This window comes from Pseudarthrobacter sp. WHRI 8279 (genome assembly GCF_040224115.2).
In the GTDB taxonomy this organism is placed as follows: domain Bacteria; phylum Actinomycetota; class Actinomycetes; order Actinomycetales; family Micrococcaceae; genus Arthrobacter.
The window spans coordinates 2,890,820-2,917,436 of record NZ_CP168162.1 but is presented as its reverse complement, the minus strand read 5'-3'; the positions used below and the strand labels follow the sequence as shown (position 1 = coordinate 2,917,436).

Annotated in this window: 27 protein-coding genes and 1 pseudogene; 19 read left to right on the top strand and 9 right to left on the bottom strand. The window is 66.1% G+C overall.

The features are described from left to right. The first annotated feature begins 12 nt into the window (after positions 1–12). Both ABRP28_RS13485 and ABRP28_RS13480 read left to right on the top strand, forming a co-directional pair. Complete coding sequence (locus ABRP28_RS13485; protein ID WP_350004002.1) at positions 13–1,104, top strand: ABC transporter permease subunit; 1,092 nt, start codon at positions 13–15, stop codon at positions 1,102–1,104. After that, entirely contained in the window at positions 1,101–2,054 is a 954-nt protein-coding gene (locus ABRP28_RS13480; RefSeq protein ID WP_350004001.1) for a carbohydrate ABC transporter permease, read from the top strand. The genes ABRP28_RS13485 and ABRP28_RS13480 overlap by 4 nt, the downstream gene beginning before the upstream one ends. 32 nt (positions 2,055–2,086) lie before the next feature. On the opposite strand, the gene ABRP28_RS13475 is transcribed toward ABRP28_RS13480, so the two are convergent. Beyond that, complete coding sequence (locus tag ABRP28_RS13475) at positions 2,087–3,112, bottom strand: LacI family DNA-binding transcriptional regulator (RefSeq protein ID WP_350004000.1); 1,026 nt, start codon at positions 3,110–3,112, stop codon at positions 2,087–2,089. A 25-nt stretch (positions 3,113–3,137) separates the two neighbouring features. Here ABRP28_RS13475 and ABRP28_RS13470 point away from each other — a divergent pair, with 25 nt between their 5' ends. The 6 genes from ABRP28_RS13470 (at position 3,138) to ABRP28_RS13445 (ending at position 10,474) form a co-directional block, all read left to right on the top strand. Next, entirely contained in the window at positions 3,138–5,201 is a 2,064-nt protein-coding gene (locus ABRP28_RS13470; protein ID WP_350003999.1) for a beta-galactosidase, read from the top strand. A 6-nt stretch (positions 5,202–5,207) separates the two neighbouring features. Continuing rightward, positions 5,208–7,382, top strand: a complete 2,175-nt coding sequence (yicI, locus tag ABRP28_RS13465; RefSeq protein ID WP_350003998.1) for an alpha-xylosidase — start codon at positions 5,208–5,210, stop codon at positions 7,380–7,382. A gap of 35 nt (positions 7,383–7,417) precedes the next feature. Beyond that, positions 7,418–8,353 (top strand): aldo/keto reductase, encoded by a 936-nt coding sequence (locus ABRP28_RS13460; RefSeq protein ID WP_374152855.1) that lies wholly within the window; start codon positions 7,418–7,420, stop codon positions 8,351–8,353. Between the two features lie 415 nt (positions 8,354–8,768). Next, a complete protein-coding gene (locus tag ABRP28_RS13455) occupies positions 8,769–9,083 on the top strand; it encodes a PASTA domain-containing protein (RefSeq protein ID WP_374152854.1) in 315 nt (104 codons plus the stop codon). 252 nt (positions 9,084–9,335) lie between these two features. Beyond that, positions 9,336–9,719 (top strand): DUF1304 family protein, encoded by a 384-nt coding sequence (locus ABRP28_RS13450; RefSeq protein WP_299169048.1) that lies wholly within the window; start codon positions 9,336–9,338, stop codon positions 9,717–9,719. Between the two features lie 227 nt (positions 9,720–9,946). Then, positions 9,947–10,474, top strand: coding sequence for a GNAT family N-acetyltransferase (locus ABRP28_RS13445; RefSeq protein ID WP_350003996.1), 528 nt, complete (start codon positions 9,947–9,949; stop codon positions 10,472–10,474). A 66-nt stretch (positions 10,475–10,540) separates the two neighbouring features. Here ABRP28_RS13445 and ABRP28_RS13440 read toward each other — a convergent pair whose 3' ends face one another. Next, positions 10,541–11,188, bottom strand: a complete 648-nt coding sequence (locus ABRP28_RS13440; RefSeq protein WP_350003995.1) for a hypothetical protein — start codon at positions 11,186–11,188, stop codon at positions 10,541–10,543. 168 nt (positions 11,189–11,356) lie between these two features. Beyond that, the gene (locus ABRP28_RS13435) at positions 11,357–11,479 is read right to left on the bottom strand and encodes a hypothetical protein (protein WP_350003994.1); all 123 of its coding nucleotides are present in this window, start codon (positions 11,477–11,479) and stop codon (positions 11,357–11,359) included. A gap of 446 nt (positions 11,480–11,925) precedes the next feature. Here ABRP28_RS13435 and ABRP28_RS13430 point away from each other — a divergent pair, with 446 nt between their 5' ends. Next, positions 11,926–12,291, top strand: a complete 366-nt coding sequence (locus ABRP28_RS13430; protein WP_350003993.1) for a hypothetical protein — start codon at positions 11,926–11,928, stop codon at positions 12,289–12,291. Positions 12,292–12,323: 32 nt separating this feature from the next. Here the strand turns inward: ABRP28_RS13430 and ABRP28_RS13425 are convergent, their stop codons facing one another. Beyond that, on the bottom strand, positions 12,324–12,755 hold the full coding sequence (locus tag ABRP28_RS13425) for a hypothetical protein (RefSeq protein WP_350004118.1): 432 nt from the start codon (positions 12,753–12,755) through the stop codon (positions 12,324–12,326). Positions 12,756–12,844: 89 nt separating this feature from the next. Further along, positions 12,845–13,201, bottom strand: a pseudogene (locus ABRP28_RS13420) (alpha/beta hydrolase); the annotation flags it as partial. Between the two features lie 220 nt (positions 13,202–13,421). Here ABRP28_RS13420 and ABRP28_RS13415 point away from each other — a divergent pair. The 3 genes from ABRP28_RS13415 (at position 13,422) to ABRP28_RS13405 (ending at position 15,649) form a co-directional block, all read left to right on the top strand. Next, positions 13,422–14,126: a protein tyrosine phosphatase gene (locus ABRP28_RS13415; RefSeq protein WP_350003992.1), complete on the top strand. Its 705-nt coding sequence runs from the start codon at positions 13,422–13,424 to the stop codon at positions 14,124–14,126. Between the two features lie 187 nt (positions 14,127–14,313). Continuing rightward, positions 14,314–14,892: a sigma-70 family RNA polymerase sigma factor gene (locus ABRP28_RS13410; RefSeq protein ID WP_350003991.1), complete on the top strand. Its 579-nt coding sequence runs from the start codon at positions 14,314–14,316 to the stop codon at positions 14,890–14,892. Continuing rightward, positions 14,885–15,649 carry a hypothetical protein gene (locus tag ABRP28_RS13405; protein ID WP_350003990.1) on the top strand — a complete coding sequence of 255 codons (765 nt, stop codon included), beginning with the start codon at positions 14,885–14,887 and terminating at the stop codon, positions 15,647–15,649. The genes ABRP28_RS13410 and ABRP28_RS13405 overlap by 8 nt, the downstream gene beginning before the upstream one ends. Positions 15,650–15,692: 43 nt before the next feature. On the opposite strand, the gene ABRP28_RS13400 is transcribed toward ABRP28_RS13405, so the two are convergent. Continuing rightward, positions 15,693–16,250 carry a hypothetical protein gene (locus tag ABRP28_RS13400; RefSeq protein ID WP_350003989.1) on the bottom strand — a complete coding sequence of 186 codons (558 nt, stop codon included), beginning with the start codon at positions 16,248–16,250 and terminating at the stop codon, positions 15,693–15,695. Between the two features lie 176 nt (positions 16,251–16,426). Between ABRP28_RS13400 and ABRP28_RS13395 the strand changes: the two genes are divergently transcribed. Together ABRP28_RS13395 and ABRP28_RS13390 are read left to right on the top strand one after the other, a co-directional pair. Beyond that, a complete protein-coding gene (locus tag ABRP28_RS13395; RefSeq protein WP_350003988.1) occupies positions 16,427–16,930 on the top strand; it encodes a sigma-70 family RNA polymerase sigma factor in 504 nt (167 codons plus the stop codon). Then, a complete protein-coding gene (locus tag ABRP28_RS13390) occupies positions 16,927–17,583 on the top strand; it encodes a zf-HC2 domain-containing protein (protein WP_350003987.1) in 657 nt (218 codons plus the stop codon). The genes ABRP28_RS13395 and ABRP28_RS13390 overlap by 4 nt, the downstream gene beginning before the upstream one ends. 32 nt (positions 17,584–17,615) lie before the next feature. On the opposite strand, the gene ABRP28_RS13385 is transcribed toward ABRP28_RS13390, so the two are convergent. Then, positions 17,616–18,464, bottom strand: a complete 849-nt coding sequence (locus ABRP28_RS13385; protein ID WP_350003986.1) for a DUF1206 domain-containing protein — start codon at positions 18,462–18,464, stop codon at positions 17,616–17,618. A 238-nt stretch (positions 18,465–18,702) separates the two neighbouring features. Between ABRP28_RS13385 and ABRP28_RS13380 the strand changes: the two genes are divergently transcribed. Then, positions 18,703–20,286 (top strand): hypothetical protein, encoded by a 1,584-nt coding sequence (locus ABRP28_RS13380; RefSeq protein WP_350003985.1) that lies wholly within the window; start codon positions 18,703–18,705, stop codon positions 20,284–20,286. A gap of 3 nt (positions 20,287–20,289) precedes the next feature. Next, positions 20,290–20,736, top strand: a complete 447-nt coding sequence (locus tag ABRP28_RS13375; RefSeq protein WP_350003984.1) for a hypothetical protein — start codon at positions 20,290–20,292, stop codon at positions 20,734–20,736. Between the two features lie 73 nt (positions 20,737–20,809). Here the strand turns inward: ABRP28_RS13375 and trmB are convergent, their stop codons facing one another. Both trmB and ABRP28_RS13365 read right to left on the bottom strand, forming a co-directional pair. Next, complete coding sequence (gene trmB / locus ABRP28_RS13370) at positions 20,810–21,733, bottom strand: tRNA (guanosine(46)-N7)-methyltransferase TrmB (protein ID WP_350003983.1); 924 nt, start codon at positions 21,731–21,733, stop codon at positions 20,810–20,812. A gap of 91 nt (positions 21,734–21,824) precedes the next feature. Continuing rightward, positions 21,825–22,316: a hypothetical protein gene (locus ABRP28_RS13365; RefSeq protein WP_350003982.1), complete on the bottom strand. Its 492-nt coding sequence runs from the start codon at positions 22,314–22,316 to the stop codon at positions 21,825–21,827. Between the two features lie 286 nt (positions 22,317–22,602). On the opposite strand from ABRP28_RS13365, the gene ABRP28_RS13360 reads away from it, so the two are divergent. The 3 genes from ABRP28_RS13360 (at position 22,603) to ABRP28_RS13350 (ending at position 26,588) form a co-directional block, all read left to right on the top strand. After that, positions 22,603–23,904 carry an MFS transporter gene (locus tag ABRP28_RS13360; protein WP_350003981.1) on the top strand — a complete coding sequence of 434 codons (1,302 nt, stop codon included), beginning with the start codon at positions 22,603–22,605 and terminating at the stop codon, positions 23,902–23,904. 9 nt (positions 23,905–23,913) lie between these two features. After that, complete coding sequence (locus ABRP28_RS13355) at positions 23,914–25,317, top strand: MFS transporter (protein WP_350003980.1); 1,404 nt, start codon at positions 23,914–23,916, stop codon at positions 25,315–25,317. A gap of 86 nt (positions 25,318–25,403) precedes the next feature. Continuing rightward, positions 25,404–26,588, top strand: coding sequence for an IS30 family transposase (locus ABRP28_RS13350; protein WP_374152828.1), 1,185 nt, complete (start codon positions 25,404–25,406; stop codon positions 26,586–26,588). Positions 26,589–26,617: the final 29 nt, after the last annotated feature.

The following is a 26,617-nucleotide window of genomic DNA, read 5'->3' as shown; positions in this document are numbered from 1 at the left end:
GCGATGGCACGGATGAGCACCGGAACAGAGCGCACAGCAGCGCCGCGGCAGGAGGTCGCCGCGGCGCAGGACGGTGGGCACTCGGCAGGAAGTACGACGGCGGCTGGCGGGTTGGGTGCTGCGGCGCAGGATGCCGGGCCGCGGGGTGACGGCGGCTCAGGTGGCGGCAGCACGGCCGCGCCTGCGCTGAGGCCTAAGGCCAACCTCAAACTGCGGTTTAACAGGGACCGTTCCCTGGTGTTCATGGCACTGCCCGCCGTGATCCTGTTGGCGATCTTCGCCTACCTTCCCATGCTGGGCAACGTGGTGGCCTTCCAGGACTACTCCCCGTATGTGGGGATTCCGGCCAGCCCCTGGGTGGGGATGGACAACTTCGCGCGGGTGCTGGCAGACCCCGACTTCTGGCACGCCGTCAAGAACACCCTGGTGATCACGGCGTTCCAGCTGGTGTTCTTCTTCCCCATCCCCATCGCCCTGGCCATGCTGCTCAACTCCCTGGTCAACCCGCGGCTCAGGGCGGCCATCCAGGCCGTGGTGTACCTGCCGCACTTCTTTTCCTGGGTCCTGGTGGTCTCCGTCTTCCAGCAGATCTTCGGCGGGGCAGGGCTGCTGAACCAGTCGCTGCGCGCCAACGGCTGGCAGGCCGTGGACATCATGACCAACCCGGACACGTTCCTGTTCCTGCTCACCTCCCAGGCCGTCTGGAAGGACGCCGGCTGGGGCATCATCGTGTTCCTCGCAGCCCTCAGCGCCATCGATCCCGCCCAGTACGAGGCAGCGGCGGTGGACGGGGCCGGCCGGTGGAAGCGGATGTGGCATGTCACCCTTCCCGGACTCCGCAGCGTCATTGTGCTGCTGCTGATCCTGCGGCTGGGGGACTCGCTGACCGTTGGCTTCGAGCAGATGATCCTGCAGCGGGACGCCGTGGGCGCCGAAGCCTCCGAGGTCCTGGACACCTTCGTGTACTACACCGGCGTGCAGAACGGCGACTGGAGCTACGCGGCCGCCGCCGGCCTCATCAAGGGCCTGGTGAGCCTGGCCCTGATCCTGACTGCCAACAAAGTTGCCCACATCTTCGGTGAGAGCGGTGTCTATTCCAAATGAGCACACTAACCAATAAGGCGCCCATTCCAACCGGAGCCGCCAAGCCACCCAGGCAGCCGCGCACCAAACCGGAACGCCCCATCTGGGATGAAGAACCCGGAGCGGCGGCGAAGGCCGGCAAGGTTGTGGTGCTCGCCGTCGTCGTCCTTGCGGTCCTGGGGCCGCTGTACACGATCGTCCTCACCAGCATCTCCTCCCAGGCCACCATCACCCAGGCCGGCGGGCTGGTCCTGGTCCCCGGGGAAATCTCCTTCGCCGCCTACCAGCAGATCCTCAGCGGCGGGGTGGTCACCAGGGCGGTGCTGGTCAGCGTGGGCGTCACGGCCACCGGAACGGCGCTGAGCATGGTGGTGTCCATCCTCTGCGCGTACGGACTGTCCCGGCCGGGGTCCTTCGCCCACACGCCCATCCTGTTCACCCTGCTGATCACCATGTTCTTCAGTGCAGGCATCATCCCGGCCTACCTGCTGGTGTCCGGCCTGGGCCTGATCAACACCTACTGGGCGCTGATCCTGCCCAGCAGCATCTCGGTGTTCAACATCATCATCCTGCGCGGCTTCTTCATGGGCATTGACCGGGGGATCCTGGACAGCGCCCGGATTGACGGCGCCAGCGAATGGCGCACCCTGACGCAGATCGTGCTGCCGATGTCCAAGGCCGTCACCGCCGTCATCGCGCTGTTCTACGGGGTGGGCTACTGGAATGCGTTCTTCAACGCCATCCTCTACATCAATGACAGCTCCATGAACCCGCTGCAGGTGGTGCTCCGGTCCTACGTCCTCCAGGGCGTTTCGGTGCCCGGCCAGGTGGATGTTGGCACGGGAGCGGCGGCGGGTCCGGCGCTGCAGATGGCCGTGATCGTGCTCGCCATGATCCCGATCCTGATCGTCTACCCCTTCGTGCAGAAGCACTTCACCAAAGGCGTGATGATCGGCGCGGTCAAGGGATGACCGGCCCGGCTTCGGGGTCCTTCATGTTGCCCTCAACGGACCGCCGCGGTGCTTGCCCCCTCGGAAAGGGAGGGGGCAATGAGCCGCAGCTCGGCGGGCTTGGCCAGGCTCAGCCGGTCCATGACCATCTCCACGGCGGCGCGGCCGATGTCCATCGCCGGGATGGACACCGCCGTCCAGGGCAGGAAGGCAGCCGTGGCCACATCGGCCGGGGCAATGACGACGACGGAGATGTTTTCCGGGACGGACCGGCCGTGCGCGGCAAGGTTCTCCCGCAGGATGGGCAGCAACCCCTCGTTGTGCACCAGGAGGGCAGTGATGGCCTCCGGGCCGGCGAAGACCTTCTCCAGCGCCCGGGCCAGGTCCTTGGAGTTTGCCTCGCAGGCCACCGAAACATTGGTGACCTCGAGTTCCCGGCACGCCTCCTCGAAACCGCGCAGGGCCCGGTCCGCGTAGGTTGCGTGCCGGCGCAGCGAGGCGGGCGGGGAGCCGATGAAGGCGATGCCGCGGTGGCCCAGCTCGGCCAGGTGACGGACGGCGGTGCGGGAGGCTCCGGCGAAGTCGAAGTCAACGCAGCTGAGGCCGCGCGGATCGTCCGGCATGCCGATCAGCACAGCAGGCTTGTCCAGCTTGGCCAGCACGGGGATGCGCGGATCCCGGGCCTCGATGTCCATCATCACCAGGCCGTCCACCATGGACTGGGACGTCACCCGCTCTATGCTGCCGGCATCGTCCTGGGTCAGGAGCAGGACGTCCTGGTTGAACGTCCGGGCAGTGGTCACCACGGCGGTGACGAACTGCATCACCACACCCACGTTGACGTCCGCGCGCAGGGGCACCACCAGGCCCAGCACATTGGAGCGGCTGGAGGCCAGGGCCCGGGCACTGGACCGGGGGCTGTACTTCAGCCGGCGCATCGCCGCTTCGACGATTTCGCGGGTTTCTTTCGATATGGGACGGTTCCCGCTCATCACGTAGGACACGGTACTCGTGGAAACCCCCGCTTCTTTGGCCACGTCACTGATGGTCGCCGCCGTTGAAGCCTTTCGATTACTCATATCCATCATTTAACCAAGGAATTCCATGCATCCTCGAAGCCACGGCCTGAGCGCCGTGACAGAGCGGGCCGGGCTGCTCTTCGGCGCCGACTACAACCCCGAGCAGTGGCCGGAGGAAAGCTGGCCGGAGGACATCCGGCTGATGCAGGAGGCCGGCATCAACCTGGTCACCCTGGGCGTCTTCAGCTGGGCACGCCTGCAGCCCACCGAGGGCACCTGGGACTTCGGCTGGCTGGACCGGATCCTTGCCCTGCTGGAGGAGGCAAACATCCAGGTCTGCCTGGCCACGCCCACCGCATCGCCGCCGCCCTGGCTGGGACACCGCTACCCCAGCACACTGCCCACGGACGCAGCCGGGACGACGCTCTGGTACGGATCCCGCAACCAGTTCTCGCCGTCGTCGGCCGTGTACCGCAGCGCCGCACGGCAGGTCACCGCGGCACTCGCCGAGCGGTACGGCAAGCACCCCGCCGTGGTGATGTGGCACGTGGGGAACGAGCTGGGACAGATCAGTTACGACGACGAGACCGCAGCCGCGTTCCGCACCTGGCTGCTGCGCCGCTACGGCTCCCTGGAACACCTGAACTCCGCGTGGGGCACCACCTTCTGGAGCCAGGGCTACAGCACCTGGGAGGAAATCCTGCCCCCGCGCACGGCCCCGTACCTGCACAACCCCACGCAGGTCCTGGACTTCAAGCGCTTCACCTCGGAATCGCTGCTCAAACTCTTCACCGCTGAACGGGACATCATCCGCCAGTACTCACCGGATGTCCCGGTCACCACCAACCTCATGGGGTTCTTCCGCGGCGCGGACTACTTCAGCTTCGCCGGGGAGACGGACCTGGTGGGCAACAACTGGTACACCGATCCCGGGCAGCCGCAGACCTGGGAACTGGGCGCCCTCACCCACGACCTCTGCCGCGGACTGGCCGGCGGCACACCCTGGCTCCTGATGGAATCCGCAGCCTCCGCCGTGAACTGGCGGCCCCACAACAGCGCCAAGGAACCCGGCGCCCTCCGCGCGGACTCGTTTTCCGCCCTGGCCCGCGGTTCCGACGGCATCTGCTTCTTCCAGTTCCGGCAGTCGGCCTTCGGCGCCGAACGCTTCCACTCCGCCGTGGTGCCGCTGGCAGGAGAGGACACCCGCGTTTTCCGCGAAGTCGCCCAGCTCGGCTCCCAGCTTCAAGACCTGCGGCTCCTCGCCGGCACCCCGGCGCAGTCCCGGATAGCCATCCTCTTCGACTGGGACAGCTGGTGGGCGGCGGAGTCCCCGGACTGCCCCACGGACCGGCTCGGCGTCCTGGACCAGCTCCAGGCCTACTACCGGCCGCTGCTGCGCCGTGGCCTGTCCGTGGAAGTGGTGTACCCCTCCACGGCGCTGGGCCGGTTCGACCTGGTAATCGTTCCCAGCCTCTTCCTCCTGGCGGAGGACCATGCCGCGGCCCTGACGGAATGGGTGCACCGGGGCGGGACCGCCGTTGTGGGGCCCTTCACCGGGGTGGCGGACAGCAACGGCCACCTCCGGCAGGGACGCTTCCCGGCGGTCCTGGTGGACCTGCTCGGCGCCAGCGGCGAGGAATGGCGACCCCTGGCGGAAGGCATTGGACTCGATTTCGCGGAGCCCGGACCGGGCAGCGTCTCTGCAGACGCACCCGCCGGCCTCGAGGCAACCGTCTGGTCCGAGGACCTGCGCCTGGACGGTGCGGGAGCCTCGGCGGCGGCCACGTTTGCCTCCGGCGCCCTGGCCGGAAAGCCGGCGGTAGTCCGCAACAGCCACGGCCGCGGCACCGCTTGGTACGCCGGGTGCGACCTGCCCGAGGCAGCCCTGGGCCACATCGTGGGGGAGGCCCTGGCGGCAGCCCGCATTTCCTCGCCGGTGGCAGGAATGCTGCCGGACGACGTCGAACTCGCCACCCGCGGCGGCCACCATTTCCTGCTGAACCACAGCCCGGAACCGCGCACCGTGACGCTCACCGGGCAGTCTGTGGACCTGCTCACAGGGAACGCCTGCGGGCCCCACCTGACCCTGGAACCGTATGGCGCCCTGGTCCTCAAAGACAGCACTGCACCTCTTGAGAACGGAAACTGACATCCCATGAAATTCACCGACGGCTACTGGCTGTACCGTAAAGGCTTCTCGGCGCTGCACCCGCGCGACGTCTCGGACGTGGTGGAGGACGAGCGGAGCCTGACGGTTTACGCACCCACCAAGCGCATCAACTCCCGCGGCGATGCCCTCAACCTTCCGCAGCTGACGGTCACCTTTGATGCGCCCCTGCAGGACGTCATCGGCGTGACCATCGAGCACTTCCAGGGCGGGCTGGACAACGGCCCCCACTTTGACGTGAACCGGACAGGACCGGCGCCGCAGTTCAGCCGGGACGGGGACACGGCCAGCATCACCTCCGGCGGGCTCACGGCACGGATCAGCACGGCCGGGGACTGGGGGGTTGATTTCCTGGGGAACGGCAGGCTGCTGACCACCTCAACGCCGCGGAGCGTCGGCGTGATCACGGACGACGGCGGGCGGACGTTTGTGCACGAACAGCTCAGCCTGGGCGTGGGCACCAATGTGTACGGCCTGGGCGAACGGTTCGGCGCGTTCGTCAAGAACGGCCAGTCGGTGGACATCTGGAACGAGGACGGCGGCACCTCCAGCGACCTCGCGTACAAGAACGTGCCGTTCTTCATCACCAACGACGGCTACGGGGTGTTCGTGAACCACCCGGAGAAGGTGTCCTTCGAGGTGGGGTCCGAGGTGGTGTCCCGCACCCAGTTCAGCGTGGAAGGCCAGAAGCTCCAGTACTTCGTCATCCACGGGCCCTCACCGAAGGACATCATCCGGCGGTATACCGAGCTGACCGGACGGCCATCACGGATTCCGGCCTGGTCCTACGGCCTGTGGCTCTCCACCTCCTTCACCACGGACTACGACGAAAAGACCGTGAACTCGTTCATTGACGGGATGGAGGAGCGCAGCCTGCCCCTGTCCGTCTTCCACTTCGACTGCCACTGGATGCGGTCCTTCCACTGGAGCGACTTCGTCTGGGACCCCGCCACTTTCCCGGACCCTGAGGGCATGCTGGCCCGGCTTCACGACCGCGGGCTCAAGGTCTGCGTGTGGATCAACCCGTACATCGCCCAGCGCTCGCACCTGTTCCGTGAGGGGCTGGAGCGGGGCTTCCTGGTCAAGCGGGCGGACGGGTCCGTGTGGCAGTGGGACATGTGGCAGGCGGGCATGGGGCTGGTGGACTTCACCAACCCCGAGGCCGTGCTCTGGTACCAGGACAAGCTCCGCGGCCTGCTGGGCCAGGGCGTCGACTCGTTCAAGACGGACTTCGGCGAGCGCATCCCCACGGATGTGGTGTGGCACGACGGGTCCGATCCGGACAGGATGCACAACTACTACGCGCAGCTGTACAACAGGACGGTTTTCGACCTGCTGTCCAAGGAGCTGGGTGAAGGCGAAGCGGTGGTGTTTGCCCGCTCAGCCACGGCCGGCGGCCAGACCATGCCGGTGCACTGGGGCGGCGACTGTGAGTCCACGTTCGCTGCCATGGCTGAATCGCTGCGCGGCGGGCTGTCCCTGGCGGCATCCGGCTTCTCCTTCTGGAGCCACGACATCGGCGGTTTTGAGGGCACGCCCGAGCCGGAGATCTTCAAGCGGTGGATTGCGTTCGGCCTGCTGTCCTCGCACTCGAGGCTGCATGGGTCCAACTCCTACCGTGTGCCGTGGCTGGTGGACGAGGAGTCCGTGGATGTGCTCCGGCACTTTACGGAGCAGAAGATGCGGCTCATGCCGTACCTGCAGATGGCAGCCGAGCAGGCTTACGCGGAGGGTATTCCCCTGATGCGCCCGCTGTTCATGGAGTTCCCGGAGGATCCGGGCTGCGCGCACCTGGACCGGCAGTACATGCTGGGGCCGGACATCCTGGTGGCGCCGGTCATGGACCCGTCCGGGAGCGTGTCCTTCTACCTGCCCGAGGGCACCTGGACGCACCTGGAAACGGGGGAGCAGCTGGCGGGCCCGCGCTGGCACCGCAAGGAGTATTCGGTGATGCAGGCTGCCACCTGGGTACGGGAAGGCGCCGTGCTGCCCATCGGCACAGTGTCGGACCGGCCGGACTACGACTGGGCCCGGGAGGTGGAGTTCCGGGCGTTCGCCGCGGCGGACGGGACACGGCGTATCGGGGTGCCCTCGCCGGACGGTTCCGCCACGGCCTTCGAGGTGACGGTCAGCGGCGGCGACGTCTCCGCCGTCGTAGTCTGATGGAACCTGTCACCGAGGCGAGGATACCCACAGCCATGAAGACCCTGGGCCGCACCGGCCTCCCTGTCACCGATGTGTGCGTCGGCACGAGTTCGCTGGGAAACCACCCGCGGAACGGCAGCTACGCGGAGCGGACGGCAACGGCAGTGGCCGCCGTCCGCGCCGCCCTGGCCGGGCCTTTCAACTTCCTGGACACCTCCAACGAATACGGGCACGACGGCGGCAGCGAGCGCTGGATCGGGCAGGCCATCCGGGAAGCGGGCGGGCTGCCGGAGGGCTTTGTCCTGTCCACGAAGGTGGATCCCATCGTGGGGACGGCGGACTACTCCGGCGACCGCGTCCGGCGCAGCGTGGAGGAAAGCCTTGAGCGGCTGGGGCTGGACAGGCTTCCGCTGGTCCATCTCCACGATCCGGAGAAGATCAGCTTTGGGGAGGGGGTGGCCGCTGGCGGGCCGCTGGAGGCGCTCGTTGACCTGCGGGACCAGGGGGTGATTGGTCACCTCGGCGTGGCCGGCGGACCCATTGACCTGGAGCTGAAGTACCTGGCCCTGGACGTGTTCGATGTTGTCATCAGCCACAACCGGTACACCCTGGTGGACCAGACGGCGGAGCCGCTCATCGAGGACGCACGACGGCGGGGCGTCGCCTTCATCAATGCCGCGCCTTTTGGCGGCGGCCTGCTGGTGAAGGGACCCGATGCCACCGCCAACTACTGCTACCGGCCGGCCAGCGCGGAACTGCTGGGCCGTGTCCGGGAAATGCAGGAGCTCTGCCGCGAGTACTCGGTGCCGCTTGCCGCCGCGGCGCTGCAGTTCTCCACCCGCGATCCCCGCATCACGTCCACCATCGTGGGGATGGCGGAGCCCGGGCGGGTAGCCGAAGCCGCCCGCCTGGCCCAGTGGAGCATCCCGGAGGACTTCTGGGAACGCATGCTGCCTCTGGCTTCGGCCGGGAACGCGGATTTGGGTTAGGGGTTCCGAGGTCCGTCATAACTAAAGAGTCGGTCCACCGAATCGAGCTGGAGTTGACGGTTTATAAGGTGCCGCCACGGTCCTCACCTGGTCCCCGAGACGTGACCGCATCCCAAGGGTTTCGAGACGATTTGATGTGTAGCGTTTAGGGCACCTTCTCCGGGCAGTCTTGCGGGCGGGTCTTATGGGAATCATCGGGCACCGGGATGCCGCGCTCCTCAATGGAAATGATCTGTCTGTCGCACTGACCCGCCTGGGGACCCTCCAAAGGACACCCAGCTGGCCTAACTAAAGCGCGCCTTTGGAACCAAGAATTCGGGTCGGCCAGGCCCGGCTGACCCACCGGCGGTATTTTGGTGACGGAAGAAGGTTGGTTTCACCGTTCTAGCTGGTCAGGCTCAAAGGAGTTGCATAGATGGATGAACGTCAGAAGCTGACTGTTCCCGACCTGGTTGGGCAGCCTGTGCACATTGCCCAAGAGATGGCGGCGAACATTGGGTTTGGTCTCGCCGCCGGGGACCCTGACGGGCCGGGGCTCCGTTCGCGTACATGGCCAGGGCTGTTCTGGGTGACCTCCCAAGATCCGTCCGCCGGGTCGGTCCTTGAGCGCGGGAGCCAAATTAGGATTACTTTCGTTCAGGACGGTCAAGCCCGAAGCGACGTGCCGGAGCAGACAGGCGGGCCGACCCCCTCACTTAAGAGTCATGCGGAGGCTGAGAAGGACGAGTGAGCGATGTCCGGTGAGGGATCGTGTGGCGGCCGCTGGTCAGCGATCCGTTGGCTTGGCGGATGTCGGCGCTGTGGTTGAAGAGCCGTAGGTCAGCGGAGACGGATGCGTTTAAGGCGGGCTGTTGGGGCCGGGCTGGAGGCGGGCGGGCATGGGTAGTGGACTGCGTTTGCAAGCCGCCCCTTGAAGGTCTCCGCGCCTGAAGCGTAACCTGCACGCAAGAAGCGGAGATTGCAAGATTGGCCTAGGAGCGGCATGAATGTGCTGAGCCAGATACTCGCCGGATCCACCGGCCTGGCGCTGATAAGCGTTGGCATCCTGGAGATCTTCTTCCATGGCGATCAACGGTTCCACCGGATCTTCCTGATTAGGCCGGAAGACGTGCGCGCAGTGCGGATGTGGGCGATGAATGTTGGCGCCTACAACATCACCTTCGGCTTGGGCATCGCAGTGGGCCTGTGGCTGGTGAACTTCTCAGGCAATCCCGCCAGCGGGTCGGCCATAGTTATCTTCTGCTGCTCGTGCCACGTCTTCCTTGGTTTCTGGCTGTGGGTCACAGAGAAGCGCCTTTTGGTCAGCGCAATCGGCCAGGCGCTCTTCCCGGCGCTGGCAATCGTCTTCTACGTTCTCTTTCACTAGGGGGTGGTGGTTGGCGAATGCTAGTGGCGGCGTTTTTGGTTGCTACGCGTCACAGCAGCGCCCGTAGGGGGATCCCCTATTGACGCAGGAGCGCCCGTTAGGCCACCCGGCTTACGGGCGGATGTTCTTAGTCCAAGCAGGCACATCAGGATCAGCTCGGACGGCGACTGCAACGCGCAACACTCCTATGACAACAGGGGCGGGACAGGATCTGGAAAGGTAGAACCATGACCTTACGCATCCGGCTCATCAACCCCGGTGACTGTGAAACCCTGGCTGAACTGCAAGTACGCAACCGCGATTTCCTGTCACCGTGGGGTCCCACGCGGGCTGAGGACTATTTCACGGTGGAAGGTCAGCGCGCCGACGTTGAGGCAGCACTGGCACGTCACGGGCGCGGTGATGCAATGCCCTGGGTCATCTTGGACGACGACGGTGCGGTAGCTGGGCGCTTGACGCTCAGCGGCATCACCCGCGGCCCCTTCCAATCCTGCAACATGGGGTACTGGCTGTCGGAGGACCGAACAGGCATGGGTCTGGCGACGGAGGCCGTCCAAGCAGCACTCGTCTCCGCCTACACCGAGCTGGAACTTCATCGAGTGCAAGCCGAAACTTTGATTGCCAATGTCGCTTCTCAAAACGTCCTAGCCAAGACAGGCTTTCAGCAGTACGGACTCGCCCCGAAGTATTTGAAGATCGCAGGCACATGGCAGGACCACCTTATGTTCCAGCACTTGAACGACAGCGTCGGGTGAGGATCCCCAGTCGGGCGCCTAAAACGTCCGGCGAGCCACCGGCTAACGGACAGTGGGATTGCTTGGCTACAGCCGGAACTCAATAAATTTGTGTTCGTATCTGTCGGGTTTCATGTAATCGGACACAAATTCCAGCTCCAGCCCTTCGTCGGTCCACACCGCACGGTATGCCCCGTCGCCGAACGGATCGTGCGCGTTATTGGTAGTCAGCGACCCTACCTCCACATAAGTGGGCCAGTTTCGGGGTTCGTAGACCGTGAAGCCGCCCGCGAGGAGGACAGTCCTGTTGACGATCAGCACGCTTCGTCCATCATTCGGAGATTGCAACGTGTACGCAGTAACCGGGGTGAGCAGAAACATCGCTAATGCCGAGTATGCGGAAACTAAGCCGACGCAGATTCCTGCTACCCAACCGGATGCTTTCACGAGGCGAGCTACCCAACGACTTCGAGTACTGGCAACTGCATATCGGGTTAATAGGTAGATCCCAGTGATGGCGGGCACCATCGCCAGGAGGGAAAGGAGGGTTCCCACAGTTATGGTGTTAATGTCCGGAGCGAGAAGAATATAGATGTCTGCCGAATCTAGCTGAAGCAGCGTCCATGACATCAGCCCTAGACAGGCCGCCACCAGAAGCCATGCGATTCCCAGCCATATGGATGTTCGCGGACGATCTCGTGCCACGGGCAACATGGCTTCCTCATCGACGGTCATTCTTGGGGCGTCACTCCTGGCATCGTTAAATTGTTGGGTGGCAGAACCATCCTTCACCGGACGGCGGACTCAAGTATGACTTGAACCAGAGGCCTAACGGCACACAGCCGGAATTTCATCAGGCGGGCGAATGTCGGCGTTGCCTCTGCCGCCGGGTTGATATTCGCACTACTCCTCGGTGAAGATCTGGGCGGCTACCCAAACAATAGGGGCGGATGCTGCTACAACGAGGATGATGGCCAGGCCTGCCCATACCCAGGTCCTACGGGCGGTGACACTACGTCGCATCATCACGAATGCCACTAAGCCGGCTATAGAGGTTGCCAGCACGACGCTGACTTGCAGGGCCTGGTTCGACGTAGCCCCGGTCCCGGTGAGTATGGACAGGATGGTGGCCCTAGCGATAAGAGCGGCTGGAATCGCGGGCAGGCAGAACTGCTAGTGAGCAGAAAGTCGTAGCCAAGACCACGGCTAAACGTGGTCGATCAGCGGTTAACCCGGCAAAACCGTTGTTCAATATTCCCCCAAAGTGCTCGTTGCCCGACGTTACCAGAGCACCGCCCCACTCAATTCTGGGTTAGGCAGCTCGAGCCGCCCCGTCAGCCGGTGGTCACCAGCTCACCAACAAAAAGCCCAACCCCCGGGGTACGCTCGACCAGACGATTGTCGATGCCTACCAGGAGGCATCGAAATAGCGGGAGGTTTCGCGACCAAATGGTCGCAATGGGGGAACAAACATGAGGACTTTGCGGCATGGACTCAGGCCCGGATGGATCCTGCTCGGAATCTTTTCCGCGTTCATGGTTCCGATCCTTTTGTTCATCGGGATCTTTGCCGGAGGCCTCGACGACGAGGAGTCCTGCGAGATATCTCGTCATCAAGCCTATGACCGGGAGTACAGGATGACGCACCCTGAACATGCGGGCAGGACCATCTTCCCGTTGAGCAATAAGTGCAACGCCGACTACGACATGGTTCCCTTCTGGATGAACCCCGCGGTCGTCGGATTCGCACTACTTGCTGTCGGCGCCTTCATAGTGCCACCACTGATAACCCGGACTGCCCTGCAACGTCCGAACGGTCCTCAGTCAGCGGCCCCGTAGCTGTCCGGAATCTCCACGCCCGCGAGGTGCAATCATTTTGAGCCGGCCGAACTTCCGTAACCCATGCCTGACACTGCATCGGCCGCCACCTTTTCGAGGCCGCCCAGGAGATCTGCCAAACCGGGTTCTTCGAGGGGAAAGTGGCCGCAGCCACGGAGAAGTTGGCTGGTGGTGGGGCCGTGCAGGGTTTGGAGAGTGTCCTCACTGAGCGACACCGGAGTCCACTCGTCGAGTTCGGGATGCATCAGGTGCACTGGGAAGTGGGCCGTGCGGGCCTCGCAATGTGAATGCTGCATGTAGCTGGCGAGGAACCCCAAAGGGACACACGCGCCACCTCCGCGCGAATCTTTGGCGCAGAGCCGCCCCAGTCTGGGGTCGCGCCCCATGTTCCTGAGATCGGCAATCCAGGAGACCTTGACGGGGATCCTGGCGATCGGCCCGCGGACCAGCTTGAGCAGAGGCATGAAACCAGCGCCAGAGAATGGAACCGGGTCATCGCTGAGCGGGCGGACCTCTTCCGCGGGTCGAGCAGGCAGGTAGCGACCACGGCCGCGACGCGGTGTGAGCGGGCTCCGGATTCCACGGTTAGCAGACCACCGATGCTGGCACCGAGGAGGATAACGGGGCGGCCGTCGTCCTCAGCCGCAATGAGGTCGACCAGTAGGTCGACCCAGTCCTGGTAGGTCACTGTTCCGCGCGAGGCTGTTACCGTTCGGCCGTAGAGGGGCAAGTCCACGGCAGCCAGATCGAAGCCGCGCCCTGCCAGGAGGGACGCAACAGGCCAGAGCGCCGACGCATGGGCTCCGGCGCCGTGGACGACGAGTAGCCGAACCGGGGCGCTGGCATCCCGCAACCGAAGGAGGTGGATGCGATGCTTCCTCCAGGGCCACCACCCAGAGGCCGCGGGCATTACTGCCTCCCTTCGGGCCGGCGGCAGGAAACCCGCGTAGTCCTCCATACCGATCTCGCTGGACATGTATCGATCGTAGTGCGGACGGGCCAGGCCTAAGGCGCGCAAGAAAGTTTCTGCACACCCGTAACCTTTCCGCCGTCCCCTGCGATGTAGGAGGTGATGGGCTCGCCCGGCGGGCCCGAAGCAAAAAGTGTTGTCTAGGTTTTGGAGTGTCTTTATGTCGTTGTTCACCGTCCTCGCCACCAGCAAAGTCGCTGCCGGAGTCCTGGCCGCCGGCACCATCGCCGTCGGCGGAACTGGCGCCGCAGCCGTTTCCGGCGTCCTCCCCGCCCAGGCGCAGCAGACCGCCCACAACCTCTTCGGCGCACCCGCCCCGGAGTTCGCCGCGGAAGCAGCCGCTGAAGGCCAGGCAACCGCCGCAGCCGCTGTCGAGACTGCTGCTGACGCTGCAAAGACTGACGCCGACGCCGACGCCGACATTGCTGCCGACGCAGAGGCAACAGCGGCAGCCGACGCCAAGGTCACCAACGAGAACGCCTCCGCCAAGGCTTCTGCCTCCGCTGCCGCGGACACCGCCGTTGACGCAGCCGGAGCCGCAGCGTTCGGCCTGTGCACCGCCTTCACCAACGGCGGCCTGAACGCTTCCTCCGAAGCTTTCTCCTCCCTGGTAATCGCCGCGGAAGGCGAAGCAAACGTCGAAAGCTACTGCGCCGACGTCGTGACCGAAGCTGGCGCCGCCGCCGAGGCCGGCGCTGCAGCCAACGGTTCTGCAGCTGTTGAGGTTGAGCGCCCTGAAATGCCGGCCGTTCCGGCAGTGCCCGCCGTTCCCGGCGTTGACGGCGAACCCGCCGTTCCTGCCGTCCCCGCTGTTCCCGCCCAGGGCGGCAACGTAGTGGACACCCCCGCCGTTTCGGTCCGCTAAGGACTGATCGCTAGTCTGTACTGCGGGAACCGGCCAGAAGGTCTGTTCCCGCAGTACAGACAGCCCCGGCTGCCCGGACGCACCGCCGTTCGGAACGCGCCGGGAGCGCCTGCCGAGAGGCAGCAGGAAACACAGGGGACTGGCTGTCCGCTCCGGAGACCGGGACAGCTGCACCCCGCATCCTGGGATGGAGGAGCCGCTGGTGCTCAGCACTTTGGCCCAAGAAGAGACGGACATATTCGAGAGTGCGGCCGGAACAGACCCGGCCGTGCTCTTCGGTGCTGCCTACCGGTCCTTCGCCGGGCCGGTGCAGGGATACCTCAAGGCCCGGGGCGTGGATGATCCGGAAGCAGTCACCCAGGACGTGTTCCTGGCCTTCTACCCGAAGATCGGTGAACTTACCGGCGGACTCCAGGGCGCCAAGTCCCTGATCTTCTCCATTGCCCACGCACGGATGGTGGATTACTACCGCCGGGTGGATCGTAGGCCCCAGCTCGGCCCCTACGATCCACAACAGGATTACAGGACCGCACCGTCAGCAGAGGACCACGCCATTGAACTCAACGGCGGGGCGGCAGCCCTGCTGGACGGGCTCAGCGAGGAACACCAGGAAGTGCTGGCCCTTCGCGTGGTGGCCGATCTGTCCATCGAGCAGGTTGCCCGGATTATGGGCAAAAGCCCCGGAGCCATCAAGCAGCTCCAGCGCAGGGCCCTTCAGCACCTCAAGGCACAAACGCTCCAGAGAAACCAGGCGAATCATGAGTGACACGGCAGGAACCCGCAGCGACGCCTTCGTCGATCAGCTTCTGCTCGAGGCAGGCATGGACGACGACGGCCGCCTCCGCCCCGCGCTGGTGGAACTTCGTGCCCTCGCGGACACGGCGCCCGAGCCCTCCGCCGCGACCGCGGCGCTGATGGCTCCCGCCGGAGCGGCTGGTCCTGCCGCATCCGATGCTGCACCCGCCGCCGCCGAAGAGGCCCCGCGGGTGGACGAGCTGGCCGCCCGCCGCAAAGTTAAGCGCCGGATCGCCCTCACCACGCTCTCCGTGGCTGTTTCGCTGAGTGCCGGCGGGGCTGTCGCCGCAGCATCGGACCAGGGAATCCGCGACTCCTTCAAACAGCTGAACCACACCATCACCGCCTTCGTGACGGGTGCCGCCCCATCCCCGGCCGGGCACCAGACCGGACAGCCCGGCGCGCCGCTGCCCACGGCACCTGCCGGAACCGCACCCGCCGGAACTGTGCCGGCTCGCACTGCACCAGGCGGACCAGCCCCGGTCCCCGCGGACCCCGCCGAGGCGACGCAACCGGCCGCCGTCCCGCCGTCGGACAGTGCAGTTGCAGGGGAGACGCCCGCCGGGCAGCCAACGTCCCCGGGAAAGCCAGCGGAAGTCCCCGCTCCCGGGACCTTGCCCGACGCTGTCCCCGGTCACGTTGCCGATGGGCTGGGCAAGCCGCCTGAAGTCCCGGTCCCCTCAGAGCTTCCGCTGCCCGGGAACCTTCCGTCCGTCCCGCTCCCGTGACGCCCGCGCACTGCAGTAGGGCTCAGCGCAGGAATGCCGCGTACTAGCCGGACGCACCCATCCTGATCATTTCGCCAGACGGATCCGCCAGGTACCAGACGCCGTTCACGCCCTGGCCCAGGATGTCGCCCGCCTTGGTGTCCTTGGCGAAGTAGTACAGCGGCAGGCCGTTGAGCGTCACCTGCTTCGCGCCGTCCGGCGTCGCAATGGTGCCCACAGTCCCGGTGACCCCTTCCACCTGGGGCGTCTCAGCGGCAGTGGTGACCGGCGGCCACGCTGCCAGGCAGGCGTCCGTGCAGGCACTGGTCCCGGAGTCCTTCACGTCCTTCGTGAAGAAGTAGACGCTCATCCCCTCGGCATCCACCACGATCTCCCCGGCGCTCGAGGCAGCGGTCTTAAGGTCGACGGCGGCACTTGCTGGCGGGGCCGACGTTGCGGACGGCGGGGTGACAGACGCGGCGGGGGCTGTTGCGGAGGCCGGAGGTGACCCCTCCGTGACGGCGGGACTGGTGGCCGGCGCCGTTCCGGTGCCGCCGCCGCAGGCAGACAGTGCTGCGGAAAGGGCAAGGATGGCGAGTCCTGCGCCCACGTTGAGTTTCATGGTGTTGCTCCTTGTTGACTGGCCCGGCGTCGGACCACCGGACGCTAACCCTTACGACGTACCGGGGTGAACAATGGTTCATATGGGCGGCCGCCGGTGGTTGAACCTTCTGTCCGTTCGCGGCGTCTTTACGGAGTAAGCAGGAATGGGGGACGGGGCCCGGGCAGGAGGAACGCATGCCGCTGGATGAGGACGTGGTGGCGTCCATCTACCGCGACCACGGCGCCGCCCTGCGCCGCTTCGTGCTCAGCGCCTCCCACGACCCCCAGCTTGCCGAGGACGTGGTCCAGGAAACCGTGCTGCGCGTCTGGCAGCGCACCCCTGAGATCACCGGCAGTCTCCGCAGCTACCTGTACCGGACGGCCAGGAACATCATGATCGACAACTACCGCAGGGCAAGGCGCCGTCCCGCGGAGACCCTGGAAAGCGGCCTGGCAGAGCCGGCGGCCGCTGTTCCGGAGAGGGTGGACGAACTGCTCAACCGGGTGCTGGTGGAGGAGGCCCTGCTGCGGCTGAGCAAGGAACACCGGGACGTCCTGGTGGCGCTGCATTACCGCAGGTTCACGGTGAACGAGGCCGCCGTCCAGCTCAACATCCCCAGCGGGACCGTCAAATCGCGCGCCTATTATGCCGTGCGGGCGTTGCGTACCATTCTGGACGAGATGGGGGTGGAGCGGTGAACACCGAAGCGCACCACCTGCTGGGCGCCTACCTCCTGGGCGGGCTGGACGCAGGGGACCTGCAGGCCTTCGAGGCCCATCTGCAGGAGTGCGGGCAGTGCCGGAGGGAGCTTTCCGTCCTGGAGAAGGTGCCCGTGGTGCTGGATACCCTTCCGGTGCCGGACGCCGTTGCACTGACGGTCGCTCCGGGAGGGCCGGACCGCCTGCCTGCCGCCGATCCCGCGCCGCTGCTGCGTAAGCTTGCCCGCCGCCGTCGGACATTACGACGGCGGTGGGCGGCGCTGGCGGGCACGGCAGCCGCCGCTTGCCTTGCCTTGGGCCTGGCCGCGGGGCCACTGCTGGCCCGGCCGCCGCAGCCGGACGCCACCTACTCGGTGCAGGCCGCGAACGGCCTCCAGTTCAGCATCGACCTCGCCCGGAAGACGTGGGGAACGGAGCTGGCCGTGAACGGAAGCAGCCTGCCGCAGGACGGGACGCTGTCCCTGTGGGTCCGGGACCGTGCCGGCGGCGAGGACCGTGCCTGCGCCTGGACCGCCACCCCCAGCGGCAGGGTCAGGATCACGGGGGCCACGCCCGTCCAGCTGGGAAGCATTTCAAGCGTGGAACTGCGGGACGGCACCCAGCGCGCCGTGGCAGTGGTCTCCGTGCCCTGAAGTGCTGTGCGGACAGTCTTCCCTGCCCTGGATTACCGGTTCATTTTGGACAGTTTGGCCCGCACCATCATGAACACGCCGTAACAGATGAGCCCGGCACCCACCGCGGCCAGGAGGTAGACGCCGAAGGGCTGGTCGCGCAGGGCCCGCAGACCGCCGTCGAGCCCGGTGGAGTCCTCCGGATGCGCCTGAAGGGTTGCGATGGCGATCAGCAGGCCCGTCAGCAGCAGGACTATTCCCTTGGCCACGTACCCGGTAACGCCCAGGACGGTCACCGCGGTCCGCGCCGAGGGTGATGCGGGCATGACCAGGTGCTTTTCGAACGATTTCCTCAGCCCGCGGATGCCGTACACCACCCCGGTCACCGCGATGCCCACACCCAGCAGGACCAGCAGGGCCACGCCGCCGGGGGCCTTCATGAGCGATATGGTCAGGTCGCTGGCGGTCCGTTGGTTGTCCCCGCCCGAGCCCGTTCCCGTGGCGAAGGACATCAGGGTCAGGGCGAGCCCGGTGAACACCAGAGCCTGGGCCCCCGCCTTGGCCTTTTTGCCGGCTTTTTCCTTGGTGGGCAGGTGGTTGTAGTCGAAAATGGCATCGCTGGCCTGCCAGAGCGCAAGCGCAGCGCAGGCTGCGAAACTTGCCCAAAGAAGGAACGGCCCTGCCGGCTGGGTGGCAAGCTCGGACACCGCGCCGCTGAAGTCCGCGTTCCCCGTACCCCCGAATGCCAGCCGGATGGCGATTGCCCCCACCAGCAGGTGGAGGATCCCGCTCGCCGCGAACCCCGCCCTCGCCAGCAGTTCCAGCGTCCGGGAGTTGGTGACATTCTCCGCCGCGTCGGCGGCCTGCTTCAGTTCTCTTTTGATGGCGGGTCCTTTGTGCAAGTGCTCTTCCGGTGTGCGCCCCTGCACACTAGGGCAATCGTGCCACGCCCTGGCAGTCCTGGAACAGTGGGGGCCTTTCGTGGCCTTGCCGCGGGGTTTGGGCCGGGGCCGGCCGGTGCCCGGCTGCCCAAGACACAACAGGGATGGGGAGGGATCCCCATCGCCCGGCCGCGGACGCTGTGCAACGATATGGACCAGCGATTGAACACGCACCGCGAACTTCTCCCGGGGGAACACCATGACTTTTTACGGCGCTGACGTCAGCCAGCTGCGGGCCCTGGCCAAAGCCGCCGACCGGGCAGCGGCATCGCTGAGTACCCAGGCAAGCTCACTGCACAGCCAGATCCAGTCGGCACCGTGGAAGGGCAGCGACGGCGACCGGTTCCGGCAGGAGTGGAGCGGAAACCACCGCCCGGGCCTGGACAAAGTGGTGAACAGCTTGCGGGAGAACTCCAGGATCCTGTTGCAGCACGCTGAGGAACAGGAAAAATCATCGACGTCCTCCCCGGCCGGCAGCGGCGGAAACAGCGCCTGGGACCGGATCACATCACTGGCCGACCAGGCCCGGGAATGGCTGAGGGAACAGGCCGCCGCAGCCGCAGCAGCTGCTGAGCACCGCCGCGAACTGCAGTCGGACCTGGAGCGCATGCTTGAGGCGGGCCCGGAAGAGCAGGCCGCCTGGTGGGAGAGCCTTTCCGCGGCGGACCGGCAGTACCTGATCGAAGGCGGCAACGACGACGGCCCGTTCGCCCGGGACCTCATGCGCATGGACGGCGGGGTCCCCGCCTCCGTGCAGGAGCAGGCCAGGGAACACCTCCAGGATCTCGCCAAGGCGGACATCCCCGTCTACTCCGAGACCGGCAAGGCTTCCATCGAGGCGCGGGTCGCGTGGGTGCACGGCGGAGCCGAAGTGGGGACGGAAGTGGTGGAGAACGCTGACGGCTCCGCCACCATGAAGGTGTACGGAAACATGGGCCTGGGCGTGAACGACACCACGGGCGCTGCCGGGGTCACGCTCAGCGGCGAGGTTTCGCGCGAGTACACGTTCGGGAGCGTGGAGGAGGCCATGGAGGCCCGGGAGCAGATGTACCGGGACCTGCCGCCGGACAGCGTGGGCGAAATCAAGGACGTGGCCGGCAACCCGCCGGGGTACATCCTGGACACCATCAACGAGGCCGCCGGCGACAACGGCTCCACGGGCCAGACGGACAAGGCCAAGGGAACCCTGTCCCTGGAGGCGACAGGGGAGGCAGGCGCCGCGTCCGGCTCGGCGAAGCTGGACCTGGCCTACGAACGGAACCTGACGGACGGGACCGCGACGGCGGGCGGCGAGGTTTCTGCCCAGGGCAAGCTCAACCTGGACGGCCGGGTGTTCGAAGCCTCCGGCAAGGGCGGTCTGCAGGTCAGCCTGGACAAAGACAGCAACATCGATTCCGTGACGGTGTCGATGGACGGAACGGTGGCCCAGGGCGCGACGGCAGGAACGGATGTCAAGGCGGCCAAAGTGGAATCATCCGTCAGCGTGGGCACCCAGGGCACCGTGAAGATCAACGTCGACTACACCCCGGAAAACAGGGGCGTGATCGACAGCTACCTGCGGAACGTGGCACTGGGCAACGACTATGGCGCGGCCCGGGACGCTGCGAAGCTTTACGAGGCAGGGTCTGCCACCGTCCAGGTCAACAGTGTTGTCACCGCCTCGCATGAGGCGGGACTTGACGTGAAGGTGGGCGAGGTGGAGGTCAAGACCGAAAACCAGTCCACCACCAACGTGTCCACGTACTATAAGGTGCCCAACGACACCAAGCTCGAGAGGCTGTGACCCATGTCAGTGCACATCGAATCCCCGCTGGGCTTCAACGCAGAATTTCCCGAGCACACCCAAGTCCTGGACGATTCCACCGCCGGGCCGAACACCGAACAGTACGGACTCCTGGGCGATGTCCTGGTGACCATCATCAAGGACGACGCCTCCGTGCAGGGGGCCCCGCAGGCGAACGGGTGGGCGCACCTGATGTCCGAGTTCTACCGGGACGAGCGGGGCGGAACCCTCCTGGCCGAAGGCGAACTGGACCTTCCGGGGAAAGCCGCGTACGCCGTCGTGGTGGGTTACAACGACGCCGGGGGCTTGGCGAAGGTTGCAGCCACAGTGGGTGTCTGGGAGAACGGGCGGTTCATCGGCGTGGTGGTCCTCTGGCCTTACACGGACCCGTCCATTGAACCGAGGCTTGGCATGCTGAAGGAGATTGTGGCCGCCATCAGCATCACCTGACCTGCGCTGGGCCTTCCCTTGGCTGCTGTCTGGCCCCTGCCCCTGCCCCTGCCTGCTGCCTGTCCTGCGCTGGTTAGCGCCGGCGGTAGCAGAGGTCGAAGATCAGCCGCCCGGCTTCATGGGCCTTCGCCTCGAAACTGGTCCGGATCCTTCCGTCGAAACGGGGCGCCCAGCCTCCCGTTTCGTCGATGCCCTCATTTGGTCCTGTGTGCGCAGTGCTGACCGGGGCGCGGCCCTCCCTGACCGGTGCCCCGCCAACCACGGACTCGACGCCCGACTGCCACACCTGCGTCAGCGGACTTTCCGGCCCGCGGCGCTCGCCGGTGTGGAGGTTTTCGAAATCCTTGGAGTCCGCCAGGACATCGCGGACGTGGACGGCATAGTTCGACCAGTCGGTGGCAATGCGCCACAACCCCCCCGGCTTCAGCGCCCTCGCCGCCAGGTCGGCGAACTCGGGCTGGATGAGGCGGCGCTTGTGGTGCCGGGACTTGTGCCACGGATCGGGAAAAAAGACCCAGAGCTCACTGACTGAGCCGGGCGGAAGCATGGTGGCCAGAACTTCGGGCGCATTGGCCTCAACCACGCGGACGTTGCGGAGGCCGCGGCTGTTGATCTTGATGATGGTGTTGGCCAGGCCCGGGGTATAAACCTCCACTGCTAGGAAATCGGTGTCCGGGTTCTGCTCGGCTGCGTGGCACACGGCATCGCCCAGGCCGGAGCCGATCTCCACGATGAGGGGAGCCGTGCGGCCAAACTCGGCTTCGGCATCGAAGGTGTAATCCGGGTGGACGGAGGTGTTGGCAACGTGCCGCGGAACCTCTACGGCCCACCGTTCCGCATGCTCCTCCCACGCCGCCTGCCGCCGGCCCTGCAGGCGCGTGCCGCGGCGGACAAAGCTCACCGGCCGTCCGCCATACGTGCCGAAGGAAGCCTGCGTGCCGGGCGTGACGGGCCTCGGGACATGCGGCTGCTGGGGGTTTTCTGGGGATTCGCTCATCCCTTCCAGAATAGCGGCGCAGGGCGATGCGCTGGAACGCGGGACGCCGGAGCGAAATGGCCTTCCGGCCGTGGAAACGGATGAGTGCACGTCAGCCGAGCTGCATCAGGTACATGAACCGCAACGTGAAAATCAGACCAAGCACGAAGATCACGCCGGATATCCAGAGGGCAGCTATCGCCAGGCCCGACCGCTCGAAAGAGGTGCCCCACTTCCGCAAAGCCGCCAGAGCCAAAGCGGTTGATATTGAACCGAAAATGAATGGCATGCTCCAGAAAACCAGTGGGGCCAGCCATGGGGCTGCCGAAGGTCCCTCATACGGAAAGGTCAGCAACATGGCAAAACTGGCAAAAGGAGCACTTAGTGCAAGGCTGAATGGCGCCACGATTGCAAGCACCAGGCTGGCAACAGCTCTTGCCGCGAGCCCGGGGGGAGGCCCCTGGCCCTGATGGGGAAGGCCGGAAGGGCATTCCGGATCAAAACACCGGTTGCCGGTGGAGCCGCGGCCCCGTTCCGGTCCGCGGTTGGAAACCGGTCCGGGATCAGTCGCCCGTCCGGCACCGATGTCCGCGCGGGCGACCATGGCATGGTCAACCGCCGGTCCAGCAACGACGGCGACCCCAGGGTCGACGCTCGGTTGGGGGCGCGGATTTCCAGCCGCGGCTGTCATGAATGGCTGTGGTGTGCTCAATTTTCTCCCGGTTGTCCTACTTCTCCCCGTCTTCCCTCAGGGTTGAACAGGAAGGCTCAATCAGTTCGTATGGCTGGACTGCTTCCTTCCTTCACCGTAGGCAAGCGGCATGGGAAGCAGCAGGACCAAGTGCCCCTATGTGGATAACCCGGGAAACAAGTCCTGCAAGAATGGGCGGGTGAGGGAAGCGACGAACGCCGGGGCAAGGAAGCAGCGGGCACTTGAACCTGCGGCGAAGGAGCAGCCGGGCACTTTGGTTGACGCCGAGGTTGATGAGGCGCCCGCACCCGGGCCCACCCACGTGGGGAGCCGGCGGCAGCTCGCCTACCTGGGCCTGTGCCTGGTCCTGATCGGGCTCAACCTGCGTACAGTTTTCTCCAGCTTCTCGGCGGTCCTGCCCGAGGTGACGGCCCAGGCCGCCCTTCCCGGCTGGGCCGTGGTGGTGTTGACCACGGTGCCCGTTACCCTGCTGGGCGTGTTCGCGCCGCTTGCCCCGGTCCTTGCAAGGCGGTTCGGTGCTGAACGCGTGCTCCTGTTTGCCATGGCGGTACTCACAGCCGGACTGCTGCTCCGCCCGGTTGAGCTGCCGGGAGCCAGCCACCTGCCCGCGCTGCTTGCCGGGACGGCAGCCTGTGGAGCCGCGATCGCCCTGTGCAACGTCCTGCTGCCCGGTCTGGTCAAGCGGGACTTCCCGCACCGGCTGGGCCTGATGGGAGGGCTTTACACCACAGCCATCTGCGCCTCGGCGGCACTCGGGGCAGGCTTCACCTATCCGGTGTACGCGGCCTCGGGGGAGTGGACCCTGGCGCTGTGGTCCTGGGCGGTGCCTGCCGCCGTCGTACTTCTGCTGTTCCTGCCGGTGGCACTCCGCCAGCCCCGCATCCGGCACCAGGCCGTCAGGGACGGCGTCAACGTGTGGCGCTCCCCGGTTGCCTGGCAGGTGACCATCTTCATGGTGCTGCAGGCCATGATGTCCTTCAGCGTGTTCGCCTGGCTGGCGCCCATCCTGCGGGAACGGGGCGTGGACGGGGCAACCGCCGGGCTGATCGTCTCCATGTGCATCGTCCTGCAGATGCTCGGTTCGCTGTTCGCGCCCGCGCTCGCAGCCAGGCTCCGCGACCAGCGTGCCGTTAACACTGTGGTGGCCCTGATGACCGGCGGCGGCTTCGCTCTCAGTATCTTCGGTCCCCTTGACCTGGTCTGGGTGTGGGCGGGGCTGCTGGGCCTTGGGCAGGGAAGCCTCACGGCCGTCGCGCTCACCATGATCATGCTCCGGACCCGTGACGGGCACACTGCGGCGCACCTGTCTGGCATGATGCAGGGCGTCGGCTACGGCCTGGGCTCCACGGGGACGCTGATGGTGGGCCAGCTGCACCAGGCCACCGGGTCCTTCGCCGCCGCAGGAGTCCTGTTCCTGGTGGTCGGCCTGCTGGCGGGGATCTTCGGGTACCGCGCAGGCCGCAACCGGTACGTCAGCTGAGGGGATAAGGTGCAGGACTCCGTTGTTCCAGCCACCCGTCCGGCGGCGGGCATCCTCCGGGGACCGTACCTCTGGGTGACGGTTGGGACGTGCGCCCTGGTGTTCCTGGCCGCGTTCGAATCCCTCGCCGTGACCACCATCATGCCCCTCGTCAGCCGCGAACTCGACGGCGCTGCCCTCTACGCCCTCGCTTTCGCCGGTCCGCTGGCAACCGGGGTGATCGGCATGGTTGCAGCGGGAAACTGGTCCGACCGGCGCGGACCCACCGCCCCGCTGTACACCTCCGTGGCGTTGTTTGTGCTGGGTCTTCTCATTGCGGGAACATCCGTATCCATGCCGGTGCTCGTGGCGGGACGCCTGGTGCAGGGCCTCGGCGGGGGCGCCCTGACCGTCTCGCTGTATGTGCTGGTGGCACGTATTTATCCCGGCGCGCTGCACCCCAAAATCTTCGCGGCGTTCTCAGCCGCGTGGGTGGTCCCTTCGCTGGTAGGGCCGTTCGCTGCCGGGATCGTGGCGCAGGTCTTCAGCTGGCACTGGGTGTTCCTGGGCGTGGTGGGCCTGGTCATCCCTGCGCTGCTGATGATCGCACCGGTCCTTCGGGGGCTGGACAGAAAACCCGCGCAGCTCGCCACACCCGCGCAGCCCGCCACACCGTGGGCGGCAGGCCGGCTGGGCTGGGCGGCGCTGGCCGCCGCCGCGGTGCTCGGGCTGAACCTCTCCGCCGGGGTGCGCGTCCCCGGCATCCCCGCAGCTTCAGCCGCCCTCGCCGTCGCGGCCGTGGGTGTGGCGCTGCTGGCCGTCCGGCCCCTGGTTCCCCGGGGCACCCTCGCGGCCCGCCCCGGGTTACCCAGCGTCATCCTTACCCGGGGGCTCGCCTCGGCCGGGTTCTTCGGCGCCGAGGTTTACCTGCCCTACCTGCTGATCGAGCAGTACGCCTTTTCACCCACCTTCGCGGGGCTGACCCTCACCGCCGGAGCACTGTCCTGGGCCGGTGCGGCTGCCGTCCAGGGCCGGCTGGGTGCCAGCCTGCCGCACCGCCGCGCCGTGAGCATCGGGGCGCTGATGGTCCTTGCAGCGGTGATCCTCGCACTGGCCACCACCGCACTTCACTGGCCCGCCGCCGTCGTTATTGCAGGCTGGATCTCTGCGGGCGGAGGCATGGGACTGCTGTATCCGCGGCTCAGCGTGCTCACCCTGGCGCTGTCCACCAAGGAGAACGAGGGCTTCAACAGTTCCGCCATGTCCATTGCGGACTCCCTGGGCGGGGCGCTGGCGCTCGCCACCACGGGCATCGTGTTCGCGGCCTTTACGACGACGACGGGTTCTCTCGCCGGGGTCTTCGGCCTTGCCGCCGTGCTCGCCGCAGCCGCGGCCGCCGTGGCACCCCGGGTCACCGCCGCCATAACCCCTTAACGTACAGAGTTTTTGTCCAGATATGGCGAGTTCCCGGGCGGCAGATTCATATGGTGGTTGCAACGTTCTGATTGATGGAGCGTTTGATGCCGAAGTTGTTTCCTGTCCATGTTCGTGATGATTTTCTTGATTTGGTGTGCTCCGGCGCGTCCGTCAGTGAGGCTGCACGGCGTGTCGGAGCCTCGCGCGGGACCGGGAAGAAGTGGTGGGCCGAGTCTGGTCAGATGACGCTGAGCATCTCGGCCCATGGCGGCCTGGCAGATCCTGCCCCGTCCGTGGAGGTCTCCTGCGGGCGGGCACTAAGCGAAGCCGAGAGGGGGATGATCCAGATGGGCCGGCAAGCCGGGATGAGCTACGCGAAGATCGGTGCGGCCATCGGACGGGACAAGTCCGTCATCTGGCGGGAGGTCAACCGCAACTGTGACGCCGAGGGCAGGTACAACGCTAAAGTCGCGCACACCAGAGCCCATCAGGCACGCCGCCGGCCCAAGCCCTTCAAGCTCATCGAGGACGAGGATTTGTGCCGGCTGATCGCGGTGTGGATGGACGATGGGTGGAGTCCGAAGCTGATCTCGTCGATGCTGGCGTTTTACTTTGCCGGTGACCAGACTATGCAGGTGAGCCACGAGACGATCTACCAGGCCCTGTATGTCCAAACCCGCGGAAGCCTGCGGAAAGACCTGGCCGAAAACCTCAGCCTGAAACGTAAACAACGCATCCCCCACACCGCCGACCGGCTCAAGAGCAGCCCCTACAAGGAGGCGTTCAAGATCAGCGAACGCCCCGCCGAGGTCCAGGACCGGGCGGTCCCCGGGCACTGGGAAGGTGACTTGATCATCGGTTCTGACGGGACCGCGATCGGCACTCTCGTGGAGCGCTCAACCCGGTTCACGATCCTGCTGCACCTGCCCGGGGACCATACCGCCGAAACCGTCGCCGCCGCGATGATCCGGGAAATGGCGAACCTCCCGGAGCACCTGCGCCGCTCGATCACCTGGGACCGCGGCACAGAACTCGCCGGCTACGCGAAGATCCAGACCGCGCTGGAAACCACGCTCTATTTCTGCGACCCGCACTCGCCCTGGCAGCGCGGCACCAATGAAAACACCAACCGGCTCCTGCGGTTCTGGTTCGAAAAAGGCTCCGACCTCTCGGCCCATACCCCTGAGGACCTCAACCGCATCGCGGCAAAGCTCAACCGCCGCCCCCGACCGACCCTCAACCTCGATACCCCAGCCAACCGGCTAAACCAGCTGCTGCAAGCGGCCTAACCACCCCGCGTTGCTCCCACCACTTGACA